The organism is Arthrobacter sp. TJ-240 (genome assembly GCF_058269195.1).
Genome location: NZ_JBZCNG010000003.1, coordinates 419,356 through 444,721, shown reverse-complemented (window position 1 = coordinate 444,721; position 25,366 = coordinate 419,356). Strand labels below are relative to the sequence as shown.

Genomic DNA, 25,366 nt, shown 5'->3' with positions numbered 1-25,366 from the left:
TACGGACCTCTTCGAGCGAGTGCTCGCATCCCTGAGTGCGAAGGGAGATGACTCTACTCGCGGCTTCCTGCGACGCAGCGTCCGATCGGACAGCACAAGCGGAATTTGGTTCCGTACGGTGGGGATCCATTACCGGGCGCTGGTGAGCTTTCGGATGTGCGGGGGCAGCGAGTTCAAACAGTAGCCGGGCGGCGTCGAGGGATCCTCAGTGAGCAGTCAGGGCGCCACGATCGTGGGGTGTACCGAAAGAACCGAGCGGCTAGGTCCTGCTCGGTGAGCATGGACGCTTGTCGTGTCGTGAGGCAGGATGCTCGCATGGGGAACAGATCGCGTGCAGTTGCTGTCCTTTGTGCAGCCGTTCTGCTGGGCGGCTGTGGCATCTCTCCGTCCTTCTCCGAGGAGGAAAAAGCAGAGATGCGAGACAGCGCCACTGAGTATCAGCAGGCGGTTCTCGAGGATCTAGTGGTGAGTGAGGACGAGTATCGTGCCGCTGTTGGTGCGACACGAGACTGTGTTCAGGACAAGGGTTGGGGAGTCGGGCCTATCGAGGAGGATGGGAAGCAGCTAGGGTTCCAATCCTCGAATAGTGCTGAGAGCGGCTCCACCGCTGAGGATATGCGGGCCTGCTATGACGAGTACCTGACGCAAGTCGGTTCTGTCTGGTTATCTCAAGGCACCCGACTCACAGCGTAAGACGCGCGAGTTACCTGCCGTAGCCAGAGCTGGCATCGCTCTCGGTGCATTGGCGATCGTTCTATACACCGGGGCGACGATCGCATCAGCCGTCGAGTGCAACATGACAGAGGCAGCAGGTCTGCCCGTCACCGGTCCTTCGCCGGTCATTCTGCTTGCCGGCTCGATCGCGATAGGACTCGCTGTTGCCGCACTCGCTCTGCTGGTGCTGGCATGGATCATCCGTGGGACCACCCACGACGCATCACGACCCCGAGCTCAATTGCCTTGTCCGCTGAGGGAGCCCTTTCCGGGTGGATGCTGTTGTGCAGTGCGGACCGCGCGCGACGACGATGAAGCTTTCCACTTGCGAAAGTGATAAGCGAGTGCGATGCTTTCCGATATGGAAAGTTATGACGAAACGCTCCGGCTTGCCGATCGTGCAGCGGCGGCCCCTTATACGGAGCTACCCCGCACTCCCGGGTGGTACCCCTTCGCGATGGCCGGTTACTTCACCCTCGTCGCCGGAGCTTTCCCGCTCCTGCGAGAAGGCCGGATACTCCTCGGGGCGGGATTGCTCCTCGTAGCCGTAATCGCGGTGAGCACCCTGACCATGATCCTTCGCGCGAAGCTGGGTACATGGCCCCGCCTGTCCACCGCGCCTCTCGAGATCAAACGGGCTTACGGGCTCTTCATCGTCCTGGCGCTCATCGCACTCATCACCTCCAGCGCCGTCTGGGTGTGGCTCGGCGACACAGCCGGGTTGGTCGCAGTCTTCCTCACTGCCCTCACGGTGGTGTGGGTGTACGAGTTCCGTCTCTACCCTGCTGCTGCCCGGCAGGTCCGGCAGCGCCTGGCATGAGCTCCCCCCTGGACGGGCTCGATCCCACACTCAACCAGCCCAAACGCCTTGCCGCGATCGCCATGATCGCCGCGAGTACGTCCTGCGACTTCGCGTTCCTCCGCGACCAACTCCAACTCAATGACTCAGACCTGTCCAGGCACATGACAGCGCTCAACCATGCCGGCTACGTCACCGTACGAAAGAGCGGCGGCGGCCGCGGCAGCACCACCACCTACTCCATCACCCCCGCCGGCCGAACCGCATATGCACGACACCGCGACACACTCACCGCGTTCCTAGCCGCCCACGACCCCACCACTCCGTCCCGATAAAGGATGCATCGATCCAACGAGCGAGCGAAAGGATCCCTGATACCTACATGTCCTTTGCGCCTCGGTAGGTGCCAGACGACGTCCCGGTAGCCGATCCTCCTACGAGGCATCGCTGAGCAGCGGCTGCATGGGGCAGGATGGGCGCGATGACTATCGAACTGCGACCTTGGACGCCCGGGGATGCTCCCCTCATCGTCGAAGGAATTGAGCGACAGAAGCTGCAGTACGGACCCGAACGGTTCGATGTGGAGAAGCACGCCCGACTCCAGGCCGACCCACGGCCGGATATGGCGCCCATCCCGACTGCCCGCTGAACGATCGGCCTACGGGCGGCCTAGCATGCTTGGTACTCGAGCGCCCGGTATCGCGTTTGTCACGCCGGGGCGTGGACGGGTGCTGTCAGGGGATCGGGTGAACGACGCCCGCGCCCTTCATCACTCACCGTAGCGAGGCCCTCGCGGGACCAGTACTCGAAACCACCGATCAGCTCGCGCACATTCATATAGCCCATCGACGCCAGAATCGATGCGCCGCGGGTGCTGCCGTTGCAGCCTGGTCCCCAGCAGTAGACAACGATCGCAGCATCCAGGGCGGGGGCGACATCAGCGATGCGTGCTTCGAGCTCTGCGTTCGTAATGTGGGCGGCGCCCGGGATACGGCCCTGCTTCCACGAAGCGGCCGAGCGAGTATCGATCACGATCGGACCAGGACCAGACGCACGCTCAGCAGCGAGATCCGCAGGGTCAGTTTCATAGGCGAGCTTCGCAGCGAAGAAGTCAGCGGCGGAAAGAGAAGTAGACATGCATCTATCGAATCTCTTCTCACGCTTCCTTGGAACTGCACATCAACCGTGTAGAAGTGCTGGCAGGGATGATCCCGCGGTAGATTCACCGTTATGCCATCGAACCCACGGCTGGACCTTGATGCAACTGATGAGGCGATCATCCATCACCTGCAGCAGGACGGACGGACAAGTGTTGCGCAACTCGCTCGAGCCATCAACCTCTCGCCGAGCGCGACCAGCGATCGTCTCCGACGCCTCACCGATGGCGGGGTTGTCACTGGGTACTCGATCACGGTGGATCCTGAAGCTCTCGGGTACGCCGTAACGGCGTTCGTGCGACTGGCCTACCCGACCGGCAACTACAAGCCGTTCCACGACCTCGTCGACTCGATGCCCGAGATCATCGAAGCACACCACGTCACCGGGGCGGACTGCTTCATCATCAAGGTCCTGGCCCGCTCGATGCGCGACCTCGAACGCATCACTGGTCGCCTCGCTACCCTCGGTGGAATCACGACCAGCGTGGTCTACTCAAGCCCTATTCCCGCACGACATATAACTCCTGCCTGACATGGGAAGCACCGTCCCTTCGCGCGTCCTTGTACCGATTTCATCAGGCGAGTCCGTGGAGAGATCCTTGAACGGATGTGAGGGGCTGCCAGCCTTCGATGTCCTGCTGGAGTGGCGGGACGTATACCCATCCTCGCTCCTGGTCCTTCTTCGAAAATCGGCAGACAAAGAGATATCCGCATGGCAGGCGACGTAATTTTGGTAACCGGTGCAACGGGAAATGTCGGCAGAGTCGTCGTCGCAGAACTGTTGGCGGCCGGGTCACGCGTTCGTGCAGCCGGGCGCACCTCGGAGTCCGTGACCCGGATGTTCGGCGACAGGGTCGAGGCTGTTGCCCTTGACTTCACCGACGACAGCACCTGGGTTGCTGCGTTCGATGGGGTCCGGCGGATGTTCCTCATGCGCCCACCACATCTGGGCAGACCGAAAACACAGATCATTCCGGCACTTGAATACGCACGCAGCCACGGCGTCGGGCACATTGTGTTCCTCTCCCTTCAAGGGGCCGAGAAGAACAAAGTCGTCCCCCACGCCGCCATCGAAGCGTGGCTGCGCGGGTCCGGCCTGGCGTGGACGTTCGTGAGGGCCTCGTTCTTCCATCAGAACCTCTCAACAACGCACCTGACCGACATCCGGGACCGCGACGAGATTCTGGTCCCGGCCGGGCGTGGTGCCACAGCTTTCGTCGACGCCGTGGATGTCGGCGCTGTGGCCTCAGCAGCCCTGCTGGACCCCGCCGGGCACGGGGACATCGCCTGGACCGTCACCGGTGGCGAAGCCCTGACCTATGAGCAGATCGCCGCAATTCTCACCCATGAGCTCGGCCGTTCCATCCGCTACACCCGTCCGGGAGTCTTCTACTACCTCTGGCACGCACACAGAGTCCTGGGCATGCCGTGGGGCATGGCCGTCGTTACAGCAGCCATTTACACCGCAGCCCGGCTCGGCCTCGCCGGCGGACTGACAGATACAGTCCGCCAAGTTCTGGGACGGGAACCTATCAGCTTTGCTGGCTTCGCCCGACGGGAACGCGATACATGGAACCCCGACACGCCCGAAGAGCAGTCCGCATGAAAATTGCACTACTCGGGGCCACCACCTCACCGCCTCCATGAGCAACGTCTTCTTGAGTGGTCGACTCGTCTGCAGCGACCGACACCAGGCGGCGGTCGTCGCAGAGCTCCTTCCGCTCCACATCGAGCTGACGCGCGCTGAACAAGGCTGCCTTTCCTTCGAGGTGAATCTCACCGAGGACACGCTGGTGTGGCAGGTCGACGAACACTTTCAGGACGCGGCATCGTTCCGGGCACACCAGCAGCGAGTCGCTGAGAGTGAATGGGGTAGGGCAACCGCGAGTATCGCCCGACAGTACGAGATCAAGGGCATCTAGTTCAGCACAACTCATCGCCGGACTCCGATTCCGAGCATCTCGAGGTGGCCCGTAGATGGATCCGGATGCGTGCGCAGTGGAGGACCAACGACGTGTAGAACCCCGGTGTCGAACAGTTCGAATGATTGCCACGGCGATTCCAACGCGTGTGCCCTTGTCCGAGTGGCTGCGTCTTCCCTAAGTTGGGGTGATGATGTTCCTTGTGTCCGGTGCAAGCGGGATGGGGAAGTCCACCGTGGGGGTGTTCTTAGCTGCGGCTCTTTCCTCGGACTTCGCCTGCATCGAGCTCGAGGGCGTCCTTCCCTCGCCACCGGATCCTGATAAGGCATACAGGCAACAAGCAGCACGCCAAGCCGTGATCCTCGCAGTCGAGCTCCAGGCACAGGGCAAGCACCTTGTCCTCGCCAGCGACCCCGTCGCAGCCGGTGAACTCCTCGCGGTACCGGAAGCTGACGGTCTTGAGGGTATCGCTGTCTGCGTGCTCGACGCCGATGAGCGGACTCAAAGAGAGCGTTTAAGGGTTCGCGCTGAGACTGACGAGGCGCTGGGTCATCATGTGGCATTCGCGCGGTGGATGCGCGCCCATGCACAAGACCCCCAGCACATGCAGCACGTCCTGACGGACGGAGGCCTCGAGTCGATGCGCTGGGAACGGTGGACGCAGCTGCAAACCGGAGACCCTTCGTGGGCGATGCGCGTCCTGGACACTACCGACCTCTGCCCAGCTGCTGTCGGTTCCGCCGTCGTTACCTGGATCGATGACGTCGAAGCCGGGCGAGCCCCTGTCTTCGCAGGCATCCAACGACCTCCAACCCATGCATCATCGGGGATTCTTCAGCGGACTCCCTGAACTTCCACTGCGATTCGTTGTCTTGCTGCCAGTGACGGAGGATGGCTTCATGAGCGCAGCGAATGTTGGAGGTCTCCCGGTCCGAGTCGGGGGGCAGGCACGGGCCGCGATCATCGACGCGCTACGAAATGCTGATGTGCATCTCAATGTCCACGCCGAAACGCTGCTCGCTCACCCCGTGTTCGAGGACTCAACGGAACAAACGCTGCACATCGTGGAGCGAACCGTAGAGCAACTCGGATTCGAGCAAGGCGCCGTTCAGTCTCAGGTCTTCGCGGGTGCAAGGAATCAGGGCCTCGAACTCTGTCCCTTGGTGACCGGCCCTTACCTCCGATTGGCGATGATGGACCAGGCGGACGCGCCGGACTCGGTCCTCTCTCAGGGCCGCGGCCCAAGCGGAGCGATTCACATTGCGTCCGAGCCCGTGAGCGAGGATCTGGAGTACCCCAAGGGGTTCTACCTTCGTGTTGTGGGAGGACAGGTCTGGCTGCGGGGTTATCGCTGCGATGACGAGTACGTGTGGGCTCCGGGCCAACGGCTCGCGTTCCTATCACCCCAGCCATCGGAGCCAGGGCCATTCATGTCGATGGAGCCGGGCCTGTGGATGTCGACGACAAAGCTCTCGCGATCATTGCAGCGCAGATGAACCAACGCGTCCCGTGGTGGACCGATCCAGTGTGATTGCGTCGACGGCTCACAAGTCAGCAGCAGCGATGACCGGTTCCCGCTGAGGAATCCCTTGCTGCGACAGTCCGGCGACCGGGTTCCTACTCGGCGACGGTTGCGACAGCTCTTCCAAGGAGACCTGTGTCGTACAGAACACGATGCCCGTCCCGGAGGACGCGGCGCGTTCCTTGGTCCGAGGGGAGGTCAGCCCAGCTCGAGGGAGCAATGCCCAATTCCACGATCAGCCCTGATACCAGCCGGAATCGGCGTTCGCGTACTGGCTCCATTCCTCGGAGCGAATCAGACGCGCGCCAGGACCGAGTTGTTCAAACCATGCCGTGTCTTCAAGACTTTCGGGAATGTCGGTCAATACCACTAGGTCTACATCGCTGGCCATTCGCTCAGCTCCTCGGGCGCAAGACCCCACGAGAGCCAGGGCTTTCACTCTGTCTTCCTGCTCTGCCCATGCAGCAACTTCGCCAATGATCTGATGAGCAGCTCGCCGGCGTCCCTTCAGTCTCGATGTAATGGAGGGATGCTACTCGTTGAGAAGTCACCGCATCACCGTGGGAGGATCCTTCACCGGACGCTGCCCGCATTCTTGTCCGCAGGTCATTTCGCAGTAGGTTCTAGGTGAGCCCGCCGGGTGCGGCGAACGCAAGGGAAGCCTCATGAGAAAAGCCGCTACCGCGAAGCCCGCTGCCGTAACAGCGACGATCCTGTTTGCCGGCCTCTTAGGGGCCTGGTTCTGGGCCAAGGTCCAACAGGGTTTCGCGCTCGGGGTCGCCTCCGACGCCCAAACCTTCAGGGTTGCCGCTGCAGCTCTCCTCTTTGCACCCTTCCTTGTCCTCATCTACCTGTGTGTGAAACCTCAGACAGTGCTCAAAAACCGTTCCTCGCAGGCAAGCCTTCTTTTCGCAGGCCTCGGGTTCATCTGGCTCCTCTGTGCCCTGTTCCTGTCCCTCTTCGTTGGACTCGCCCCGTTCTAGAAGGGAGCCTCTAACGAAGGGCTGCGCAATCGACGATCCCTTGAGGCCAACAATCCATTACCGGACACCTTGAGGTGAATAGTTCCGCCGGTTCGTTCTTGAAGGGATCGACGTCCTAGTCCGGTGTCCGGTGAAGGACGAAGATCCCCCCGTACGCGGGCTGGTCGGTTCGTTGCCCGTCGCTGTCCGTGTACTCGCTCAGTACGGCGTGGACGCGTGTGATGAGGTCCTCGGCGTCTTCCGCAGAGAGGTGCAGAACAAAGCGCGAGAGGCTCGCCAGCGCGTCCGGGCCCGCTTCGGTCAGTTCCTCCCGGAAAGCCTCGATCGGCGCCAGGGGGCCGTCAGGTCCGGCGTCGCTGGGGGCGGTATCCAGATGCCAGGACCGCCCCGTGGATCGGTACGGTTTTTCAAGTGCGCCGCTGCTTCCGGTGCGGACCTCGGCCGCTTCGAGGAACCCGGTCGAGAGTAGTTGCCGCACGTGATAGAGCACCGTTCCTGGATCCTGGCCCAGCTGATCGGCGAGCTGCTTGTTGGTCAGTTCGTGAAGTCCGCACAGGCGCAGGATTCTCAGGCGCAGCGGATGGGCCAGAGCCTTGATCTCCCGGGCAGTTGCGGCAGGCTTCCTGATTCCGCCCGACTGCCCATCTGCTTCTAGCGGTCCTGTGGTGGTCATGAGCTCATCCTACAGTTTGATGTACTGCAATCCATCACCTTGAACTTTGTAAATCAGTGTGGAATGGTCCACCTATGACTCCTCATGCGGTGCAGGCGAACAAGACGGGCCGGGCGCCGCTAGGGGCCTCCTACTGGAAGCTGTGGGCCTCCTCGGGGCTTTCCAACCTCGCGGACGGAGTCTTCAAGATCGCGCTCCCGCTGCTGGCCATCCAGCTCACCCAGTCGCCTGTCCTGATTGCCGGGCTCAGTGTCGCCGCGACACTTCCCTGGCTTCTATTCACCTTGACCGCCGGAGCGCTGGCCGACCGGCTGGACCGGCGCAGGCTGATGGTGTGGGCCAACCTTGGCCGGGCCGTACTGTCTGGGCTGCTGGTGGGAGCCATTCTGCTCGACGGGGGGTCCCTCTGGGCTCTTTACACTGTCGCGCTGATGGTGGGCGTGGCCGAAACGCTTTATGACACCTCCGCCCAGGCGATCCTGCCTCAGGTGGTGCACAAGGATCAGCTCTCGCGCGCCAACGGCCGGCTCTACGGCGTCGAGCTCCTCACCAACCAGTTCATCGGGCCGCCACTGGGCGGGCTGCTGGTGGCACTCGGCGTCGTTGCCGGCTTCGCCGTGCCGGCGGCACTATGGCTTGTCGCCGCCGGGGGCCTTCTCCTGATCCGAGGATCTTTCCGCACCGAGCGTGAGCACAAGACCACACTGAGGTTCGACATCGGTGAAGGCCTGCGATTCCTCCGGAACCACAGGATCCTTCGCACCCTCGCGGTGATGACCGGAGTGTTCAACTTCGCCTCCAGTGCCGCTTTCGCCGTCCTGGTGCTGTTCGTCGTCGGCCCGGCTTCACCGATGGGGCTGTCCGCAACGGGCTTCGGCCTGCTCTTGACCACCTCGGCTCTGGGCGCGTTCGCCGGCTCGATCATCGCCGAACGCGTGGAAGCCAGGCTCGGCAGGTCGGCATCTCTGACCCTGACGATCTTCGGGGCCGCCTTGTTCGCCGGTGGGCCCGCCATCACCGACAACCCCTACGTCCTTGGACCGATCTTCTTCGTCGGAGGCATGCTGATCGTGCTGTGGAATGTCATCACCGTGTCCCTGCGCCAACGCATCACGCCCAACCGCCTGCTCGGAAGAATCAACAGCGCCTACCGCCTGCTGGCCTGGGGCACCATGCCGCTAGGAGCCGCAGCCGGCGGCCTGCTGGCCCAATGGGTCGGCCTGCAAGCCATGTTCGCCATCATGGGAATGCTGACCCTGGCACTGCTGGGATTGATGCCCATCCTGACGAGCAAGGCAATCGCCGCCGCCGAGATCCAGCCATGAGCCGACACGGATCTTTCCCGACCATCCTCTGGAATGTCGGATTCCGAAGTCCGCTAGGGAGCTCACCCGTACGCCACCGGAAGTTTGCACCTTATACGTGCGTTAGGTGGTCGCGGGGGAGGCGTTGAGCCAAGTACGCCCTGCCCAACGGTCTCCGTCCACAAGGGGATCCTCGACGCACTGACGTCGCAGCTTGAGGGATGAGCAGGCGTTCGATAGCAGCGACGATGTCAGCGGGGGAGAACTTCGACGAGTCGATGGACAGATGTGCAGGTATACCCGGGAGACGCTCGATGAAACGTGCATGAGCTGCATCACGGAACTCAGGATCCCGCGACCTTCCCCTCGTTGCGTCGGCTTGAGCGCGGTGAAGGGCCACAGCGACGGGCGCGTGCACGACCACCTACTCTGCCTTACGCCGAGGAAATCGGGACGTGTACGAAAGGGGCTGCTTATTCGCGACGCTGAGTACAGTGCGAGCGGCGCTTAGGTCGTAATCCAGTAGCGGAGCTTGTCCGCCGTAGAACCATCGACTGCCCGCGGCGCCTCGAAGACTCCTCCACACCGTTCGATAGTTGTCTTCGACCCCAGGTTGTCCGCGTCACAGGTCACCAGGACGTGATCAATCCCAAGTCGCTTCGCTTCGACGAGGGCATGTTTCAACATCTCTTGGGCATAGCCACGCCGCCTGAACTGAGGGCGAACGGCGTACCCGATATGCCCGCCGACGGTCCGCAACACAGGATTGAGCTTGTGTCGGATCGATACCCGCCCCACGAGGTCCCCGTCGACCTCCGCGATGAAAAAGGTGGCAGGAACGTATTCCTCGGGAAGACTCCGGCCTTGTCGTGTGTCCTCGACCTTCTCGAGATACTCCGCCCAGTCGACGGCGTCGTCGTAGCTGAAGAGGAAATCGAACTGTTCAGCGGCCAGTTCCCTGTGGGCGAGGAGTGCCTGGTCCTTATCGGACTCGGAAAGAAGACGTAGTTCCATGGGTTCACATGCTACGGGTCAGCCCGATGAGTCCTGCCAGAAGTCGCGGGCCCGTGAGCGGCGGTGGATGCTTCACCGAACAGAGGCAAGGGTACTCGCGAGCTCATCGTGGGTCACGATGCGCCTAAGGGTGTTCCGGCCAAGCTCAGCCATTGAGGGATTGGTCCTCCGGTAGTACCAGACCAGGCCCGTGGCCTGTTGAAACACCCATGGAGCACCGCGCTGCCATTCGGTTGAGCCAATGCCTCCAGCAGTTCCCGCACTGCCGCTGCTTCACTACGCAAGTCCGCGGCCAGCAGTGTGGGATCAGAACTGCGACGTGGAAACCTCGCCGTTGTGGCACTTCCAATACGGTAGATCGCGCTGACCGTGCCACTGGTCTCCACTCGCCGAATGGTTTCGCCGCCCCATTCGGGAAACTGCTCGAGGACGAGCTGATCTACCGTCACGGCGCTGATACCGAGCTCATCCTGGTGCATCGCCATGCAACTGACACTACTGCTGACACTACTGCGCACTCCTGCCCGTAAGCCGGTCCGTCAGCGGGCGCTTTCTCGGGCGGGCCGAATGCGGCTGGGGCATCGTCGAAGGCAACCAACGCGAGTTCTTTGCTGCTTTCCGTGGTCAGAACACCCGGCTGTGACGGCTTTCCATTACTGGGGGCGTGAACCGGGTGTCTTCCAGGACGCCGCCGTCGGGATGCCACCCGCGGCCGGTGTAGAAGCCGATGGCGCGATCGTTGTTCTTCTCCACCCAGAGAAAGCCGCGCTGGTAGCTAAGATCGCGCAGCTTCTGCTCCGCGGCGGCGAACAAGACGGACCCGACCCCCTGTGCCCACCGGTCCGGGTGGACATTGATCGCGTACAGCTGCCCCGCCCCCGCTTCAGCATCTGTGGTCGCGTCCGGCGGGCCGACTATGGCGAAACCGACGACTTCATCGTCCACCTCGGCAAGCAGGCGCGCCGTTCCCTGGCCGGGCGCGGTGATGCCCCGACGCCATCCTCCGCTCATCTGCTCAGCATTCAATCCGTCGAGGTACTCGTCAGTCATTACACCCCTGTACGCGGCGCGCCAGGCCGCTACATGCACTTCCGCCAGGTACAGGGCGTCCTGCTCCAACGGTGGTCTGACCACGACACGCGCTCTACTCATCGCCCGAACCTATCAATCAGCGACAGCGGGCGACCATCGCTCCCCGGTCATAAGCCGTCCCACAATCCGGTGGCTTTACGTGCAGAGTTCGGGTCGTCGCCGATGCGCGCTGAGGATCCTCGAGCGGGATGCGCCTTGGTAGCAGCGCTTCAGATTCTCAGCTGCGCGGCTCGTCCTCGTCGAGAGGCTTGCGTCCTCTGTGAAAAGCTCACCTCATGCCAGAGGCTACAACGCTGTCTCTTCACCCCTTCCAGCGCGCACATTCGCCCTTCTTCACTTCTCTCGCCAGCGACCACCGAGTGACACGATTCGTAGGGAACGGACAGCCCTGGGACGAAGACGCCATGGCCTCACGCATTGACCTGGCCCTTGAACACCTTCCAGTGGAGGAGGTTGGGGCGGTTCGCTGGTTCATTGCCATGCTTGATACCAATCCGGTCGGGCTCGTAGCCTCAACCCGTAAGGACGACGGAGTGGAAATCGGGTACTGGGTATCTCCCGAGCATTGGGGCAAGGGCTTCGCCGGAACCATGCTGGATGAAGCCATCACCAACCTTCCCGAGCTATTCGGAACTTCCACACTCATCGCGCAGGTCGACCCGGAGAACAAGGCCTCTGCCCATGTTCTTCTTCGACGCGGTTTCGTACTGGATTCAAACTCCGACAAACTCGACAGGTACACCAAGCTGATCAAAGTAACGTGAACGCTCGGTAGGGGATCAGCCGAAGCGCTCTATGCGAGGCTCTCGAAAACCATCGTGGCTTGGGTGCGGTCCCCGCCACCGATCCCCTTGCTCCCGCTGCTCGAGGTGGTGATGGTGTGGAGCCGGTAGCCCTTCGCTGCTTGATCATTGATCGCCTTTTCCAGCGAGGCTAATTGGGGCCATGCTACTCGCTACGGCGTCGTGTTCAGTTGCCGGGGCTGGTCATGGTCAGTCCGAGCATGCGGGTGACTTGTGGGTGCCATGGTCTGTTCGCTGGTCCGGTGAGGACTAGTCGGCGTTCCAGATGTGGTTGTAAGTCGACCATGGTGAGCGTGTCGGGCAGCATCGACGCGGCGAGGGCCGGCATTATGGCCACGCCAATATTGTTCTCCACCATGCTCAGGAGCGTGGAGATCTCTCGTACGCGTTGTGCTGGGCTGTACCGGACGCCGCTGATGGTGTGAAGCGTCTTGATCTGGGGTTCACATCCGCCTGAGGACACCAGCAGCGGGTCTTCAAGAAGGTCAGTGAGTTCCACCTGGTCCTGGGAGCTGAAGGGGTGGTCTTTGCGGATCACGGCCTGGAACCTGTCGGTGGCAAGTTCCAGGGCTTCAGAGGGGGCTGATTCGGGGTCGATGAGGATGGCGCAGTCCACCACGCCGCTGTTCAGCCACTCCTCGAGTTCGTCATCATCGCCTTCGAAGACCCGTACGTCGACATCGGGGAAGACCTCCGCCCAGTGATTCATGAGTTTCGGCAGCATGCGGTGTGCTGCAGTCTGGGAGGCAGCGATCCGCACCGTTCCCGTGAGCTTGTTGTGGTGGTGCTCGTCGATGAGCGACTCGATGGCCCGTGAGGCGGCCAACGCGGTGCGGGCATGCGGCAGCAGAGCACGGCCCAACTCCGTCGGACGCAGCGGACTCGTCCGGTTCACCAACGACGCTCCCGCCGCTTTTTCCAGGGCCGCGACGCTGTGGGATACGGAGGACTGATCGACGCCGAGTGCCTCGGCCGCCGCCCCGAACCCGTCATGCTCGACCACAGCGGATAGGACAGCCAGTTGCTTCAAGGTCACGCCCATGAACTCACCTCATGTATGGATGGTGTGGATGCACTGGACTCATCATGCCCTATGTCGACACGCTAGGCGGAACGAGTCGAAAGGTAACTGCATGTCTGCCCTCATCGAGAAACCAGCCAGGGCATCACTATCCATCGGGGCCCAGTACATCGCCGCCGCAGCTGTATGGGGCTCGAGTTTCCTGTTCATCAAGGTCGCCGTCGAAGAGCTCTCACCCGCGCAGGTTGTCCTCGGCCGGCTCATGGGAGGCGCGGTCCTGCTGGCACTCATCATGGTTCTGACCCGGCGTCGGTGGCCCAGCGGTGCCAGGACCTGGCTGCACCTGTTCGCGATCGGGATCCTGATGTGCGTAGCTCCGTTCCTGATGTTCTCCTGGGCGGCCCAATACCTACCCTCCGGACTTTCGAGCATCTTCAACGCGACGACCCCGATTGCGACGATGCTCATCGCCCTCGCCGTCCTGCCCGAAGAACGCCTCACCAGGATCAAGACCGTGGCAATGTTCATCGCCGCCGGAGGCATCATCCTCGTCGTCGGACCCTGGCATTCCTTGGCCGATGTCCAGCACGCGAACCTCCTCGCGCAGCTGGCTTGTCTGGGCGGGACGACCTGTTACGGGCTGGGATTCACGTACACCCGCAGGTTCTTCCGCTCCCACGACTACGACTCCGTCACGGTCGCTGCCAGCCAGATCGGCGCAGGAGCCCTCGTGATAGCCGCCCTCACGCCCCTCATCGGTCGTGACCCGGTCAATCTCACACCGGCGATCCTCGTGAGCATCATTCTGCTCGGGGCGGTCGGAACCGGTCTCGCATATATCTGGTACACCAACGTCATCAACGCCTGGGGGGCAACCGTCGCCTCTACAGTGACCTACCTGACCCCCATAGGAGGTGTATTCCTCGGGGTCCTCGTCCTGCACGAACGCATCGAGTGGAACGAGATCGTCGGCGGGATCATCGTGATCCTCGCCGTCCTCGTCAGCCAAGGCCGACTCACACTGACATCGCCACATCTCCGGCTCCGGCACCTTGAGGACTAACACGCGTCCTTCATTCTCATCTTCGGGAGGACAATTAAATGCTCGTGGGAAGGGTGGAAGGAGTCTGTCGCTTCTCGCAGTCGTCTGGGCAGCGTCCCGCGTCGTTCCGGGGTGCGTACCACTGCCCTCACGCCCCTGAGCGGTGAACCTCAGGTATTGCGCCCGCGTGCATCAACGGGCCACGACGTAACGTCACCATCGCTTGATAGCACCCGATAGGTGTCGGCCAAGTTGACCGCGACGCACACGTGATTCGGCACAATACTCACCCGGCTTCCCACTGGTAGGTCTACTCCCGTGATGGTTGCGTGATGCTCTGAAAGCACAGTGATGCGCGCTTCGGGGAAGTGCAGCAGACGGCCAAACCCTGTGGACATCGGGCCGCGGTCAGAGGAGAGCACTTTGCTGCCAGCGTCCGCGATGAGGTGTCCGCTCCTGCGCGACACGATCGTGGCGAGCACGGTGAGCGCGATGGACTCAGGTTCAATCGTGCCCAACTCCCACTGCTGAGCATCTCCCAGGGCCGAGACCCCCGGCCTCAGTTCTGTCAACACGTTGGAATCCGCAAAAGCAGCCGATGGTGTTGAGCCACCGCTTACCACCCGCGTAGCAAGACCTGACGCCGCCAGCGAATCAACGGCTGCCCGGAGCGCTACGGCTTCGTCCCGCGCCGCAGCCGCACGCCCCTCCAGGGCATAACTGTGTCCTGGAAATGTGAACACCCCAGCCACGTCGAGCCCAGCATCTGTTGCGGCGGACGCGACGGCTCCGGACTCTGCCGGGAAGACCCCGCTGCGATGATGCCCGGAGTCGATCTCCACCACGATGTCGAGCGCGGCACGCTCTGCCTCCGGTATTGCCGCGGCGAGACGCTCGGCCGAAGCGGCCGAGTCGACCCCGACGCGGACCCGGGCGATCTCGAGCAGAAGACGCAGGCGCCGCGTCTTATCGGAATCGAGCCACAGAGGGTAGGCGATGAACAGATCGCGTATGCCTCCGGCAGCGAACACCTCTGCTTCGGACACCGTCGCGACCGTCAGTCCGACGGCGCCCACGGCAAGCTGCCTGCGGGCGATCTCAATCGATTTGTGCGTCTTTGCGTGCGGGCGCATGGCGAGGCCCTGTTCGTGAGCCGACGCAGCGGCCGCCGCGATATTCCGATCGAGTACGCCCTCGTCGAGGACGAGAACCGGCGTAGGCGAACCTCGGAGTTTCTCGGCAGAGGAGGAAATAGGGCCCGTGGTCACACTTGAAGCTTAGGTTGTTTCTCGCAGTCCTCTGCACGACAGGTTCCGGGGCCCCGGCCTTCGTGCAGGCGCGCATTCCCACGTCGAGCCGACGGATGCCGTCTTGCGATTTCTGGCGCCTACGGCGCTCGCGGTTTGCGGGGTTTCCAAGTCGAACGGCATCGGCCGCTAGGGGGTGGTGGGTGCTGCGTTCTGTGCCTGTTCCGCGACACTGCGAAGCCGTTGGAGGCTTTCCTCAATGCCGTCATGCATGGTCTTGCGACGGTCCCGGTCACGACCGAAGCCGCTCACGATGATCCACCCGGCCCGGGTGATGGGCCGCACTACTTCATACGACTCGGTTACGCGGGTTCCCCCGTTCTCAGGTTCGAACCTGTAACGCCAGTGCACAGTGCCACACAGTGGTTCGGTGCGGGCGAAAGCGAACTCTCGGCCGGGCAGCACTGCTGTGACGATCGGCTTGTTGCTCCATCGAGATCTCCCGATCTTGTTCTGTGCCTTGAACCGGGCACCCAGCTCTGGACCAACAGCACCACCGAGCCACACGCAGGATGCTACCTCCGGGCTGTATTCCGGTGTCCTGGTCACGTCGGCCACGATGTCGTAGACGCTCTGGGGTGGAGCATCGACGTGGATACTCAGCTCATCCCGGTCCAGAGTCTGCATCAGATGCCTCCCGTGATCCGCGCCCTCCCTGCGGAACGGTGCGGCCTACAGGATCACCCCGATGCGCGGGTGAGTCAATGCCCACTCGCCGATGCCCAGCGCGAACTCCAATCGGTGGGCGGTCTCCTGCCCAACCCTTCCAGATCACCATGAACCGTCCCGCAACCTGTGAGATGCGGGACGGAACGACGAGACACGTCAGCTCTCCTGCATCTTCAGTCCCGTAAGGGGGATCCCCGCACGAGCAGTGAGTCCCGACGCACGCAATCGAGCGTTCACCTCGGTTCGGCCGTCTGCCTACTACTGCTTCGGGCTGATGGTCTCCGGGGCGGCCCAACTTGCGGAGGATCAGGGTGCCCCTACACAAGAGCACGACGTGCGCCCGCCCACTTCTTCGGTAACCGCGTCAGGCCCCCTATTTCTCAGTGGGGAGGAAATCGCGGCGCTTATTGATGGTCTGGATGTGTATCGGACCCGTTACGGTGAGCTCGTCCTCCCAGCATTCGACGCCCGTCAGGTCGGGGAAGATGTTGCGGGTGAATACCGGGTCGCGGCCCTCGCGACGCTGGCTCGTGTAGTCCTTGAGCAACCGGAACGCGATCCCGGAGAGCAGACCGATAGCGATCAGGTTCGTCAGGGCCATGAGCCCCATGACGCCGTCGGCGAAGTTCCAGATGAGGTCGGCACCGACCACGGACCCGGCGAGCACTGCGACGACGACGAGCACCCGGTATGCGGTCAGCACTGCGCGCCGCTTGGTGATGAACTCGATGTTCGATTGGCCGTAGTAGTAGTTGCCGATGATGGAGGAGAACGCCAGCATGAAGACGATCACGCTCAGTGCGATGTTCGACCATTCACCGAGAGTGCCGACCAGTGCACCCTGGGTCAGCCCGATTCCTCGTTCTGCTCCCGCGAGGTCGGGCCCGGAGACGAGGATGATGAACGCCGTGATGGAGCAGACCAGGAACGTGTCGAAGTAGACCCCGAGTGTCTGCACGAGTCCCTGCTTCACGGGATGGGTGACGGCCGCGCTCGCTCCTGCGTTGGGGGCTGATCCGAGCCCCGCCTCATTGGAGAACATGCCGCGCTTCACGCCGGTGAGAATGATGTACCCGAACGCAGCACCGACGACCTCGTTGAACCCCCACGCGGAAGTGAATATGTCGACGAACACCGGACCGACCCGGTCGAGGTTGAGGGCGACGACGGCGAGCCCGAGCAGCAGGTAGGCCAGCGCCATGATGGGCACGAGCAGTTGCGTGACGGACGCGATACGTCGGACTCCGCCGAAGACGACGAGCGCTGTCAGGGTCGCAACCCCTACACCGATCGCCCACGGCAGCCACGTCAGGTCCCCGCCGACGCTCGAGGTGACCGTCGCCGCGATGGTGTTGGCCTGCAGCGAGCTGAACGCGAAGGGGAAGCAGATGATGAGGATGACCGCGAACCACACCCCCAGCCAGCGAGCCTTCAATCCGCGCTCTATGTAGTAGGCGGGGCCGCCTCGGAAGCTGTCTGTGTCGCGGACCTTGTAGAGCTGCGCAAGCGACGACTCGATGAAGCTCGATGCGCCACCGATGAATGCCATCATCCACATCCAGAAGACCGCTCCGGGTCCTCCGACCGCGATCGCGGTGGCGACGCCGGCGATGTTGCCCACCCCGACCCGCGACGCCGCAGAGATGGTGAACGCTTGGAAGGCCGAGACTGACTGCGGCTGCCCGGACTCCGTCTGCGGTGTCTTGTTCGTCAGGGTCCGGAACATCTCCGGGATGAGACGAACCTGCACCACCCCGGAACGGATTGTGAAGTAGATCCCCAGACTCACGACGACGGGCAGAATGATCCACGTCCACAGATTGTCGCCCCAGGTCAGTAGCCACTCGTTCACAGAATCCATGCGGGTCAGTATCTCTCACGCCGCGCCTCGGATGGAAACCTCGAACTCGGTTGACGGTCAAGGTAAGTTGACCGCTCACCGATGACGTCCGGCGCTTCGGCGTACAGTCCGGTCCGGCTCTACCGGATGAGGATGTTGGTATGGACCTCAGTCCAGTTGTCGCGCTTCAAGTCTTCGCTGTCGTACGAGTCCATTACCAGCGTCATCTGGCGCAGATTCGAGCCTCCACCTGGCGAGACGGTGACTAGCTGACCACTGCCGCTGCCACAACCTCCAATGAAGTTGTTGTCATCGTTATCGACCGCGTATGCGCAGTAGCCCTGCTCGTCGTTCATCGCCCCTATGAAGTAGGCGACCTGATTCTGCTCCGCGACCTTCCTGACCGAGTCGACATTCACGCTGTCATCAACGACGACGTTCGGTAGCCGGTCCTGAGCGGTTGCCTCCCGGTCCAGGGCCGCGATGCCATATTCTGCACTACTGCATCCGCTGATCAAGATCAGCGTCGAAACCAGGACTGCTGCCTGCTTGGAGTGCATGATCGTCCCCCTCGATAGCCGCCGAAGCATTACCCGGTGCTGACGCTACCAACGGGAACAGGCGCATGTGATGCGTGACCGGAAGTGCAACAGCACCAGGACGCACCGGGATCGATCAACGGACACTTCCACTTACCAGGCGTAGGCCACGGTTGAGTCATCGATGACGAATCAGCCGTGGATGAGCCGGCTGCTTCTCTCGGTCGCTTACCTGGACATGACCACGTAGCTACCCGGTCAAGGCGGGAGTGCGGCGCAACCACCATTCGCCCACGGCTACGTGCATCGTGAAGGCCAGCCAGAACGCGACGCCGAACATCGTCGTATTTGGTGTGGCAGGAGTCGTTCCACCGGAAATCATTTGCTCGGCACCCTCGAAGATTCCTACCCAGATCCTGATGGTGCCGATGCCAATGCCGACGGCGAACGCGCGGATCATCCAGCGTCGGTGCTGGCGTACGTCAGTACGCCGGATTGCCTGAAATGCGAGCACGAGGCAGGCCAGGAACCAGCAGCCGAACACGATCGTCGCGGCAGCCTCGGGTGCGCCTCCCCAAGCGTGGGGCACACCGAAGAGGAGCGCGAACAGTCCGCCGACAAGCGCACAGGTGATGAGTACACGTCCGAGCCGCCGGTGTATGGAATAGTGCCGGGTGCGGAATCGCTGCGACAGCTGCAACGGCGCCCCTAGGAGATAGACGACGCCCGGCGCTATATGGAGGTAGGCGAGCCACGGGTGGGCGACGTATCGCCTGGCGAATTCGTCCTCGGGCGTGCTGCCCGCGAGGAGGTGGGGCCAGTCGACGGTCACCCGGATCGCCGCGAAGATCAGCACGATGGTCACCAGCGCGCCCATCGACACCGCGGCACTACGTACGAGCTTGGGGCGCCCGATCGTCACGTTCTCCGTCACCAGCGGAGCTTGACACAGCGTAACTTCGCGGTCAATGCCCGATGCTGCGGACCGGCGATTCGTGCACCACGAAGCGGTCGAGGGGGCCCTGATACTTGGCGGGTCCGAGCGCCCTGGCTGTCATCGAGTCGACCACAGCTGCGGCAGGCTCCGTAGGCCGATGGGTCAGCGTACGTGCGTATGGAGGACTCGTCGCTCTGGCCGCAGGTATTGGCAGTCATGGTCAGTATCGCGTCAGGAAGCCCGTAGCTCGAGGTGCCGTGCGTCGATGGATGAGGATACTGCCGCGCCCAGCAGTAGTAGACGCATGGTGCGCTCCGTTGCTTCGATCAGGAGCTGCTCGCCGTTTGCCACGGCATCCTCGAGATTCATGGGGAGGGTCATGATGGAGGCGATGGCGTCGATGCCGATGTCATGAACTTCCGGTGCTCCCTTACCCAGGGATCCTGCGAGTGCCAGGACGGGGACGCCGGCCAGTTGCGCTCGACGGGCGATCACGGCCGGCACCTTGCCGTTCGGGGTCTGGAAGTCGATCGCGCCTTCTGCGGTGATCACGAGGTCCGCTCCCCGCATCAGCGCGTCGAGATCGAGCCCCGCGAGTCCACTGTCGATGAGCGCATCGAAGCGCGGTACCAACTTCGCTCCCAGGGCGGCGAGACCTGCACCGAGTCCTCCCGAGGCCCCCGTGCCCGGACCGGAGCGGTAGTCGAATCCGGCCTGCAGGCCATCCCGCTCGAGCACCCGCGCCCACTGCCGCATGGCTTTGGCGAGCTCCTCCACCTGGTGCGGAGGAGCTCCCTTCTGTGGACCGAAGACCCGTGCAACACCCTTCTTGCCGCACAGCACGTTGTGCTGGTTGCAGGCCACGATCAGGGTGGCCTCCCGCACGGCGGGGTGGAGGCCGGACAGGTCGAGCCGTTCGGCGTCGATGAGCGCGGAGCCGCCGAACGGGAGGACACGTCCCTCGCCGTCGAGGACCCGGGCGCCCAGGGCCTGCAGCGCGCCGGCGCCGCCGTCACTCGTTCCGGAGTCGCCGCACCCGATGACGATGGTGCGGATGCCTTCGTCGAGGGCTGCACGAATCAGTTCACCCACCCCGTAGGTGGTGGTCGCTCCCGGGTCGCGGAGCTTGCGTGGAACGAGCCGGAGCCCGGCCGCGGCAGCCATCTCGACCACGGCCGTGCCGGAGGCACTCCCGCCGAGCCGGGCGAAGTGGGACTCCACCGGCGCGCCCACCGGGCCGGTGACGTTCACCGGCACCAGCACTCCGCCGGTCGCGGCGGCGATGGTCGCCGCGGTGCCCTCGCCACCGTCCGCGATGGGCACGGCCGTGATCTGCACGCCCGGCAGGACACGCCGCACACCGGCGGCGATCGAGCGGGCCACCGTCTCGGCACTGAGGGATTCCTTGAAGCCGCTCGGAGCGATGAGCACGCGCTGGGGGACTGCCATGATGGTTCTCCTTGAGTGGGGTGGATATGCAGAGCGGGTGGTCAGGGGAGAAGGGGCAGGCCCAGGAACGGCCAGACCAGGAAGCTGAAGAGCAGCACGAGGGCTACGTTGACGGGAGCCAGGAGCGTGGACAGGCGAAGGAGGTCCTTGGCCGTGTAGGTCTCGATTCCGTCCACTGCGGCGAACATCGCCACCGGCTTCGCCGAGCTCGTCAGGGTATGGCAGAAACCTGCGGCGGCTGTCGAGGCGAACGCCGCAGCCATCGGCTCCACGCCTACGGCGGGGGAGAGGGCGATCACGATGGGGATCAGGACGGCCGAGCGGGCCGACCTGCTTTGAATGACCAGATGGGCGAAGGTGGACAGCAGCACCACGAGGATCACGAAGAGGGGCGCCGCGGCCGCTCCCAGCGACCGGATGGGCTCCAGGACTCCGCTCGCCAGCCACTCGGCTGCACCGGTGGATATCAGGGCGTTCCCCAGGGCGAGTGTCGCGGCCATGAAGAGCAGCAATGACCATGGCACCGACTTGAGCCCTTTGGCCAGCTGCACTGAGCCGTAGCTCGGCGACGCTGCGATGAGAGCACCGATCAGTGCCACGAGGGCGGGGTCCAGCCCGTGCAGTGGCTCGGTGCACCACAGGACGACGACGGCGCCCAGCAGGAGGGCGGCCCGTGATTCGGCGACGGTCAGGGGACCTGTGACGGGGGTGGCCGAATGCTCCTCGAGGTCTGTCGCGCTGATGCCCAGTCGCTCGGAGCGGTCAGCGGCCGAGGTGAACATGCGCAGCACGATCTCCGCGCAGACATGGGATGCGACCAGTGCAAGCGGAAGACCGAGGAGGAGCCAGATGGCGAAGTCGAAGCTCTTCCCCGTTGCCGTCTCGAGGATCTGGCTCGTGATCAGGTGTGCTCCGGCTCCGAGGAACGACCCGACCGCCGAGAGCAGGATGACCGATGGGAAGAGGATCGCCAGGGTTTTGATCAGGGCCTTGCGCTCCGCCAGGGCGTGCCGCAGGGCGAGGAAGACCGGCAGTGCCAGGGCGGCGCGGCCGGACGTGGAGGGAACCGCGAAAGTGGTGACCACGAGGGCGAGGGTGGCCAGGTGCGCGAGCTGCCGTGGCGTCGTCGCGCCCGTGATGATGAAGGCCGCTCCGCGGTTGGCGAGCCCGGAAGCCTGTACCCCTGCCGCGATCACGAAAGCGGCCAGGAGAAGCCATATGGTCTCCTCGCCCAAGGTCGAGAAGAGGGAAGCGGTGTCCATCGTCCCGGTGAGGACCAGGATGGTCGCCGCCCCCAGTGCGACGTAGGTGTCATCGATCGCGGTGAAGATCCAGAACCACACCGCGAGGACGAAGACCATCATTGTCACCGCACCCTGGGGGGACAGCCCCGTGTCGGGTTGCTGGGCGGCGAGAACCACGCCCGCGGCGACCGCGAGGCCGATGCCGGCGGCCGCCGCCCGGACGACGACGGTGCGGCGGGCAGCATTCTTGGCGTCGGCGGTGAGCTGAGGCGCGACACCGGCTGTCCCGGATGGGCGCGGTGGAGGTGCGGTGAGGTGTTCGATCACGCTCATGGCAGCCGGTACCCCGCTCCCCTGATGGTCTCGATGCGCGCGGCGCCGATCTTGCCGCGAAGAGCCCGCACGTAGACATCGACCACGTTCGACCCGGGATCGAAGTTGTAACCCCACACGTGGTTCAGCAATTGTTCCCGCGAGATGACCCGGTCGGGATTGCGCAGGAACACCTCGAGGATCGCGAATTCGCGGGCCGTGAGCTCGACGGCCTCGTCGCCGATGCGCGCGCGCCGGGAGTGGAGGTCGAGGGACAGGCCGCCGTGCCCGATCACAGTGCCGCTCGTGGCCGGAACGCGATCGGCCAGGCGAAGGCGGATCCGGGCGACGAGTTCGGCGACGTGGAAAGGCTTGGTGACGTAGTCGTTCGCACCACCTTCCAGCCCGGCCACCGTGTCCAGGGCGCTGTCCCTCGCCGTCAGGACGATCACCGGTGTAGACACTCCTTCGCCCCTGATCTGGGCGAGGACCTCGAAGCCGTCCAGCAGTGGCAGGCCGATGTCGAGGACGATGAGGTCGAAGCCGGCCGCTCGTGCGAGGAGAAGTGCGGTCTCCCCATCGGCGGCGTGCTCGGTCGAGTAACCGGCGGCCCGCAGGCCCTTCTGCACGAAGGACGCGACGTGGGGATCGTCCTCCGCGACCAGGATGCGGCTCATGGTGCTCCTTGTGATGTGGTGCTGCCGATGACGGGTAGCGAGGCGGTGATGGGCGTCGAACCGGCGTGACCGGGTGCGCCGTCACCGGCTGCTCGCCCTGTGAGTGGCTCGAGCGGACGGGACGGCGGCTCCACCGCGGGCCGGACGGCGGCGTTCTCCGGTGCGGGCAGGAGCAGTCCGAATGTCGCGCCGCGACCCGGTTCGCTGCGGACCCATGCCGAGCCGTTGTGGCCGTCGGCGATCGCCCGGACGATCGCCAGACCGAGACCGGCGCCGCCGCGCTGGCTGACGCTGCGCCTGTCGGCGGGCAGTGAGTTGGCCGACCCGTGCTCGAACCGTTCGAAGATCACGGCGGCTTCCGTTTCCGTGACACCGGGCCCACTGTCCTCGACCCAGATACGGAGTTGCCGTTCCGGGCCGGTGCCTTCGAAGGCGGAGCCGATCCTGACGTCGGAATCCTCGGGGGTGTATTGCACGGCGTTGGCCCCGAGTTGAAGCACCGCCTGAGTGATGCGCTGGCCATCGAGGGCGACGACACCCTCCGCGACCTCCATGAGCAGCCATCGCCGATCACCCAGTGCCTGCATCTTCGCTTCGAGGTCGAGCATCAGGACCGCGACGTCCACCGGTGCCCGCTGGACGAAGTCCGGACGTTCGGCTTTCACCAGCAGCAGGAGGTCGGACACGATCCGAGCCATGCGCGAGAGTTCGCCGTCGACGAGGGCCAGAGTCGCGGCGCGGCTCGCCGGATCGTCATCGATGAGCTCCAGGTGTCCACGGATCACGGTGATCGGTGTCCGGAGCTCGTGGCTGGCGTCGTCGATGAAGGTCCGCTGCGTCACGTAGGCGTGCTCGAGCCGGTCCAGCATGTCGTTGAAGGTGGAGGCGAGGGCTGCGACGTCGTCGCGCCCCTGGACCGGCACACGTGCGGTGAGATCGGATTCGGTGATCTCGGTAGCCACACGCCGCACGTCCCTGATCGGCCGCAGGATCTGCCCGGCCGCAAGCCAGGCAATGCCGGCCGTGAAGAGCAGCCCACCGAGCGCCACGAAGAAGATCACGGTGACGGTCTCCTGAACCTGCTCGTACCCGCCACCTGTGAAGGCAGCGATGACGAGAGTCCCGCTCTGGGCACCTGCTTCCACTTCCACCTTGCCCCAGCGCATCATGCCTGCTGCGGTCTCCCGGACACCTGAGGCCGCCGGGTCCTCACGGATCTCGCGCAGCAGGGCCGTGTCCGTGGATAACCGGTAGTCCTCATTGCTACCGCGTCCGGACGAGCCGAGGTACAGAACTTCGTCGCCGGTGATACCGAGGATCACCTCGCCTGTCGATGCGTTCTGGCGCGACAGGTATCGTTCGAGCAGTTCGCTGACCGAGGTGTACGGCCGCGCGGTCAACGGATCCACAGCCTCGCCGGCGAATGTGGTGAACTCCTGGACCTCCTGCACCACGTCGTCGTTCGAGTCCCGGTCCACGCCGGCGATCAGGAGGGAGCGGACGGTGACGAGCAGGGCGATCAGGGCGAGGGCCGTGGTGAGGACGATCCACCCCACGATGCGCCAGCGCGCGGACACCGACGATCCACCGAGGGGTTTGGTGATCCGTCCGGGCGAGGACTGACCCGTCGTCGGGGGAGAGGTAGGGCTGGACCCACTCGGTGCGGGTGCCATCAGTCCTCTCCGACCGTGCCTGCGTCATCGCCGACCTCCACGCCGTCGTCGCCGTCGTCGCCGTCGCCGTCGTCTGGCCCGTCGTCTGGCCCGTCATCACCGTCGTCGCCGATGACCTGCCGTTCCACCAGACCGGGAGTTCCCTGGTCCACGGGAGTGACCGGAACTGCGGGTGTAGGAGGGAGACCCGGCACGGCGGGCTGGCTCGACGCAGGAGCAGGAGGAGACGGCGGCGTTGCCGGCTGGTTCGACGAAGGGCGGGACCCAGGGGTCCCCGTGTCCGCGCCGTCCTCCACCCCGGTTCCAGCCTCGGCCGTAGGCGCGAGATCCACGACCACTGTCTGCGGTTCCACCGGCGGCACTTCCGCGGGTCGGCTCAGGGCCTGGCTTCCGACTGCTAGGAGGGCCGGAACGGCGAGCAGCCCTCCTGCAGCGAGCACGCGGGGGATGAGGGACATCGGAACTCCTGAGTCATTCTGCGCGGGATGATTGCTGGCGGCGCTCCTGATGCGGAGGATCATCCACAGCAGGCGTTTCGTATCTACCACCTACTGTTGCGCACTCCCGTGATACCTCCATGAAGCGCAGATGAGAATTCCTTCATCTAGGTCCCGCACAGCGCCACCCCAGCACGGCGAGCTGGTCTCCCCGGGTTCGGGCTTCCCCAGGTCCG

At 63.9% G+C, this 25,366-nt stretch carries 28 protein-coding genes; 11 read left to right on the top strand and 17 right to left on the bottom strand.

The window, feature by feature from the left end:
• Positions 1–1,171 precede the first annotated feature (1,171 nt).
• Positions 1,172–1,534, top strand: a complete 363-nt coding sequence (locus AC4D2C_RS10325) for a hypothetical protein (protein WP_490914614.1) — start codon at positions 1,172–1,174, stop codon at positions 1,532–1,534.
• Positions 1,531–1,848, top strand: a complete 318-nt coding sequence (locus tag AC4D2C_RS10320; protein WP_490914612.1) for a winged helix-turn-helix domain-containing protein — start codon at positions 1,531–1,533, stop codon at positions 1,846–1,848. Before AC4D2C_RS10325 ends, AC4D2C_RS10320 begins: the two co-directional genes overlap by 4 nt.
• Positions 1,849–2,221: 373 nt before the next feature.
• Here the strand turns inward: AC4D2C_RS10320 and AC4D2C_RS10315 are convergent, their stop codons facing one another.
• Positions 2,222–2,650 carry a rhodanese-like domain-containing protein gene (locus tag AC4D2C_RS10315; protein ID WP_490914610.1) on the bottom strand — a complete coding sequence of 143 codons (429 nt, stop codon included), beginning with the start codon at positions 2,648–2,650 and terminating at the stop codon, positions 2,222–2,224.
• 93 nt (positions 2,651–2,743) lie between these two features.
• Between AC4D2C_RS10315 and AC4D2C_RS10310 the strand changes: the two genes are divergently transcribed.
• The 5 genes from AC4D2C_RS10310 (at position 2,744) to AC4D2C_RS10290 (ending at position 6,088) form a co-directional block, all read left to right on the top strand.
• Positions 2,744–3,202 carry an Lrp/AsnC family transcriptional regulator gene (locus tag AC4D2C_RS10310; RefSeq protein ID WP_490906677.1) on the top strand — a complete coding sequence of 153 codons (459 nt, stop codon included), beginning with the start codon at positions 2,744–2,746 and terminating at the stop codon, positions 3,200–3,202.
• 180 nt (positions 3,203–3,382) lie between these two features.
• Positions 3,383–4,276, top strand: a complete 894-nt coding sequence (locus AC4D2C_RS10305) for an SDR family oxidoreductase (protein ID WP_490914608.1) — start codon at positions 3,383–3,385, stop codon at positions 4,274–4,276.
• Positions 4,277–4,313: 37 nt separating this feature from the next.
• Positions 4,314–4,592, top strand: a complete 279-nt coding sequence (locus tag AC4D2C_RS10300; RefSeq protein WP_490914606.1) for a putative quinol monooxygenase — start codon at positions 4,314–4,316, stop codon at positions 4,590–4,592.
• Positions 4,593–4,782: 190 nt separating this feature from the next.
• Positions 4,783–5,442 (top strand): ATP-binding protein, encoded by a 660-nt coding sequence (locus tag AC4D2C_RS10295; RefSeq protein ID WP_490914605.1) that lies wholly within the window; start codon positions 4,783–4,785, stop codon positions 5,440–5,442.
• A 49-nt stretch (positions 5,443–5,491) separates the two neighbouring features.
• On the top strand, positions 5,492–6,088 hold the full coding sequence (locus AC4D2C_RS10290; RefSeq protein ID WP_490914602.1) for a hypothetical protein: 597 nt from the start codon (positions 5,492–5,494) through the stop codon (positions 6,086–6,088).
• 261 nt (positions 6,089–6,349) lie between these two features.
• Here AC4D2C_RS10290 and AC4D2C_RS10285 read toward each other — a convergent pair whose 3' ends face one another.
• Positions 6,350–6,625 carry a nucleotidyltransferase domain-containing protein gene (locus tag AC4D2C_RS10285; RefSeq protein WP_490914814.1) on the bottom strand — a complete coding sequence of 92 codons (276 nt, stop codon included), beginning with the start codon at positions 6,623–6,625 and terminating at the stop codon, positions 6,350–6,352.
• Positions 6,626–6,779: 154 nt separating this feature from the next.
• Between AC4D2C_RS10285 and AC4D2C_RS10280 the strand changes: the two genes are divergently transcribed.
• Positions 6,780–7,097 carry a hypothetical protein gene (locus tag AC4D2C_RS10280; protein WP_490914600.1) on the top strand — a complete coding sequence of 106 codons (318 nt, stop codon included), beginning with the start codon at positions 6,780–6,782 and terminating at the stop codon, positions 7,095–7,097.
• Between the two features lie 115 nt (positions 7,098–7,212).
• On the opposite strand, the gene AC4D2C_RS10275 is transcribed toward AC4D2C_RS10280, so the two are convergent.
• Positions 7,213–7,770 (bottom strand): ArsR/SmtB family transcription factor, encoded by a 558-nt coding sequence (locus AC4D2C_RS10275; protein WP_490914598.1) that lies wholly within the window; start codon positions 7,768–7,770, stop codon positions 7,213–7,215.
• A 74-nt stretch (positions 7,771–7,844) separates the two neighbouring features.
• Between AC4D2C_RS10275 and AC4D2C_RS10270 the strand changes: the two genes are divergently transcribed.
• Positions 7,845–9,095 (top strand): MFS transporter, encoded by a 1,251-nt coding sequence (locus AC4D2C_RS10270; RefSeq protein ID WP_490914596.1) that lies wholly within the window; start codon positions 7,845–7,847, stop codon positions 9,093–9,095.
• Positions 9,096–9,581: 486 nt separating this feature from the next.
• Here AC4D2C_RS10270 and AC4D2C_RS10265 read toward each other — a convergent pair whose 3' ends face one another.
• The 3 genes from AC4D2C_RS10265 to AC4D2C_RS10255 form a co-directional block, all read right to left on the bottom strand.
• Positions 9,582–10,088, bottom strand: a complete 507-nt coding sequence (locus AC4D2C_RS10265; RefSeq protein WP_490914594.1) for a GNAT family N-acetyltransferase — start codon at positions 10,086–10,088, stop codon at positions 9,582–9,584.
• Between the two features lie 113 nt (positions 10,089–10,201).
• Positions 10,202–10,573, bottom strand: a complete 372-nt coding sequence (locus tag AC4D2C_RS10260) for a hypothetical protein (RefSeq protein ID WP_490914592.1) — start codon at positions 10,571–10,573, stop codon at positions 10,202–10,204.
• Between the two features lie 139 nt (positions 10,574–10,712).
• A complete protein-coding gene (locus AC4D2C_RS10255; protein WP_490914591.1) occupies positions 10,713–11,138 on the bottom strand; it encodes a GNAT family N-acetyltransferase in 426 nt (141 codons plus the stop codon).
• A gap of 317 nt (positions 11,139–11,455) precedes the next feature.
• Between AC4D2C_RS10255 and AC4D2C_RS10250 the strand changes: the two genes are divergently transcribed.
• Positions 11,456–11,944 (top strand): GNAT family N-acetyltransferase, encoded by a 489-nt coding sequence (locus AC4D2C_RS10250; RefSeq protein ID WP_490914589.1) that lies wholly within the window; start codon positions 11,456–11,458, stop codon positions 11,942–11,944.
• A gap of 205 nt (positions 11,945–12,149) precedes the next feature.
• Here AC4D2C_RS10250 and AC4D2C_RS10245 read toward each other — a convergent pair whose 3' ends face one another.
• A complete protein-coding gene (locus tag AC4D2C_RS10245; protein ID WP_490914588.1) occupies positions 12,150–13,025 on the bottom strand; it encodes a LysR family transcriptional regulator in 876 nt (291 codons plus the stop codon).
• A gap of 91 nt (positions 13,026–13,116) precedes the next feature.
• Between AC4D2C_RS10245 and AC4D2C_RS10240 the strand changes: the two genes are divergently transcribed.
• The gene (locus AC4D2C_RS10240; RefSeq protein ID WP_490914587.1) at positions 13,117–14,067 is read left to right on the top strand and encodes a DMT family transporter; all 951 of its coding nucleotides are present in this window, start codon (positions 13,117–13,119) and stop codon (positions 14,065–14,067) included.
• Positions 14,068–14,216: 149 nt separating this feature from the next.
• On the opposite strand, the gene AC4D2C_RS10235 is transcribed toward AC4D2C_RS10240, so the two are convergent.
• The 10 genes from AC4D2C_RS10235 to AC4D2C_RS10190 form a co-directional block, all read right to left on the bottom strand.
• Positions 14,217–15,314 carry an alanine racemase gene (locus tag AC4D2C_RS10235; protein WP_490914585.1) on the bottom strand — a complete coding sequence of 366 codons (1,098 nt, stop codon included), beginning with the start codon at positions 15,312–15,314 and terminating at the stop codon, positions 14,217–14,219.
• 168 nt (positions 15,315–15,482) lie between these two features.
• Positions 15,483–15,980: an SRPBCC family protein gene (locus tag AC4D2C_RS10230; RefSeq protein ID WP_490914583.1), complete on the bottom strand. Its 498-nt coding sequence runs from the start codon at positions 15,978–15,980 to the stop codon at positions 15,483–15,485.
• A 415-nt stretch (positions 15,981–16,395) separates the two neighbouring features.
• On the bottom strand, positions 16,396–17,883 hold the full coding sequence (locus AC4D2C_RS10225; protein ID WP_490914581.1) for an alanine/glycine:cation symporter family protein: 1,488 nt from the start codon (positions 17,881–17,883) through the stop codon (positions 16,396–16,398).
• Between the two features lie 119 nt (positions 17,884–18,002).
• On the bottom strand, positions 18,003–18,422 hold the full coding sequence (locus AC4D2C_RS10220; protein ID WP_490914579.1) for a hypothetical protein: 420 nt from the start codon (positions 18,420–18,422) through the stop codon (positions 18,003–18,005).
• A 229-nt stretch (positions 18,423–18,651) separates the two neighbouring features.
• Complete coding sequence (locus tag AC4D2C_RS10215; RefSeq protein ID WP_490914578.1) at positions 18,652–19,335, bottom strand: DUF2306 domain-containing protein; 684 nt, start codon at positions 19,333–19,335, stop codon at positions 18,652–18,654.
• 234 nt (positions 19,336–19,569) lie between these two features.
• The gene (locus AC4D2C_RS10210) at positions 19,570–20,787 is read right to left on the bottom strand and encodes a glycerate kinase family protein (RefSeq protein ID WP_490914576.1); all 1,218 of its coding nucleotides are present in this window, start codon (positions 20,785–20,787) and stop codon (positions 19,570–19,572) included.
• Positions 20,788–20,828: 41 nt separating this feature from the next.
• On the bottom strand, positions 20,829–22,364 hold the full coding sequence (locus tag AC4D2C_RS10205; RefSeq protein ID WP_490914574.1) for an SLC13 family permease: 1,536 nt from the start codon (positions 22,362–22,364) through the stop codon (positions 20,829–20,831).
• Entirely contained in the window at positions 22,361–23,020 is a 660-nt protein-coding gene (locus tag AC4D2C_RS10200; RefSeq protein ID WP_490914572.1) for a response regulator transcription factor, read from the bottom strand. The genes AC4D2C_RS10205 and AC4D2C_RS10200 overlap by 4 nt, the downstream gene beginning before the upstream one ends.
• Positions 23,017–24,693, bottom strand: coding sequence for a sensor histidine kinase (locus tag AC4D2C_RS10195; RefSeq protein WP_490914570.1), 1,677 nt, complete (start codon positions 24,691–24,693; stop codon positions 23,017–23,019). The genes AC4D2C_RS10200 and AC4D2C_RS10195 overlap by 4 nt, the downstream gene beginning before the upstream one ends.
• Positions 24,693–25,151: a hypothetical protein gene (locus AC4D2C_RS10190; RefSeq protein ID WP_490914568.1), complete on the bottom strand. Its 459-nt coding sequence runs from the start codon at positions 25,149–25,151 to the stop codon at positions 24,693–24,695. Before AC4D2C_RS10190 ends, AC4D2C_RS10195 begins: the two co-directional genes overlap by 1 nt.
• Positions 25,152–25,366 lie beyond the last annotated feature (215 nt).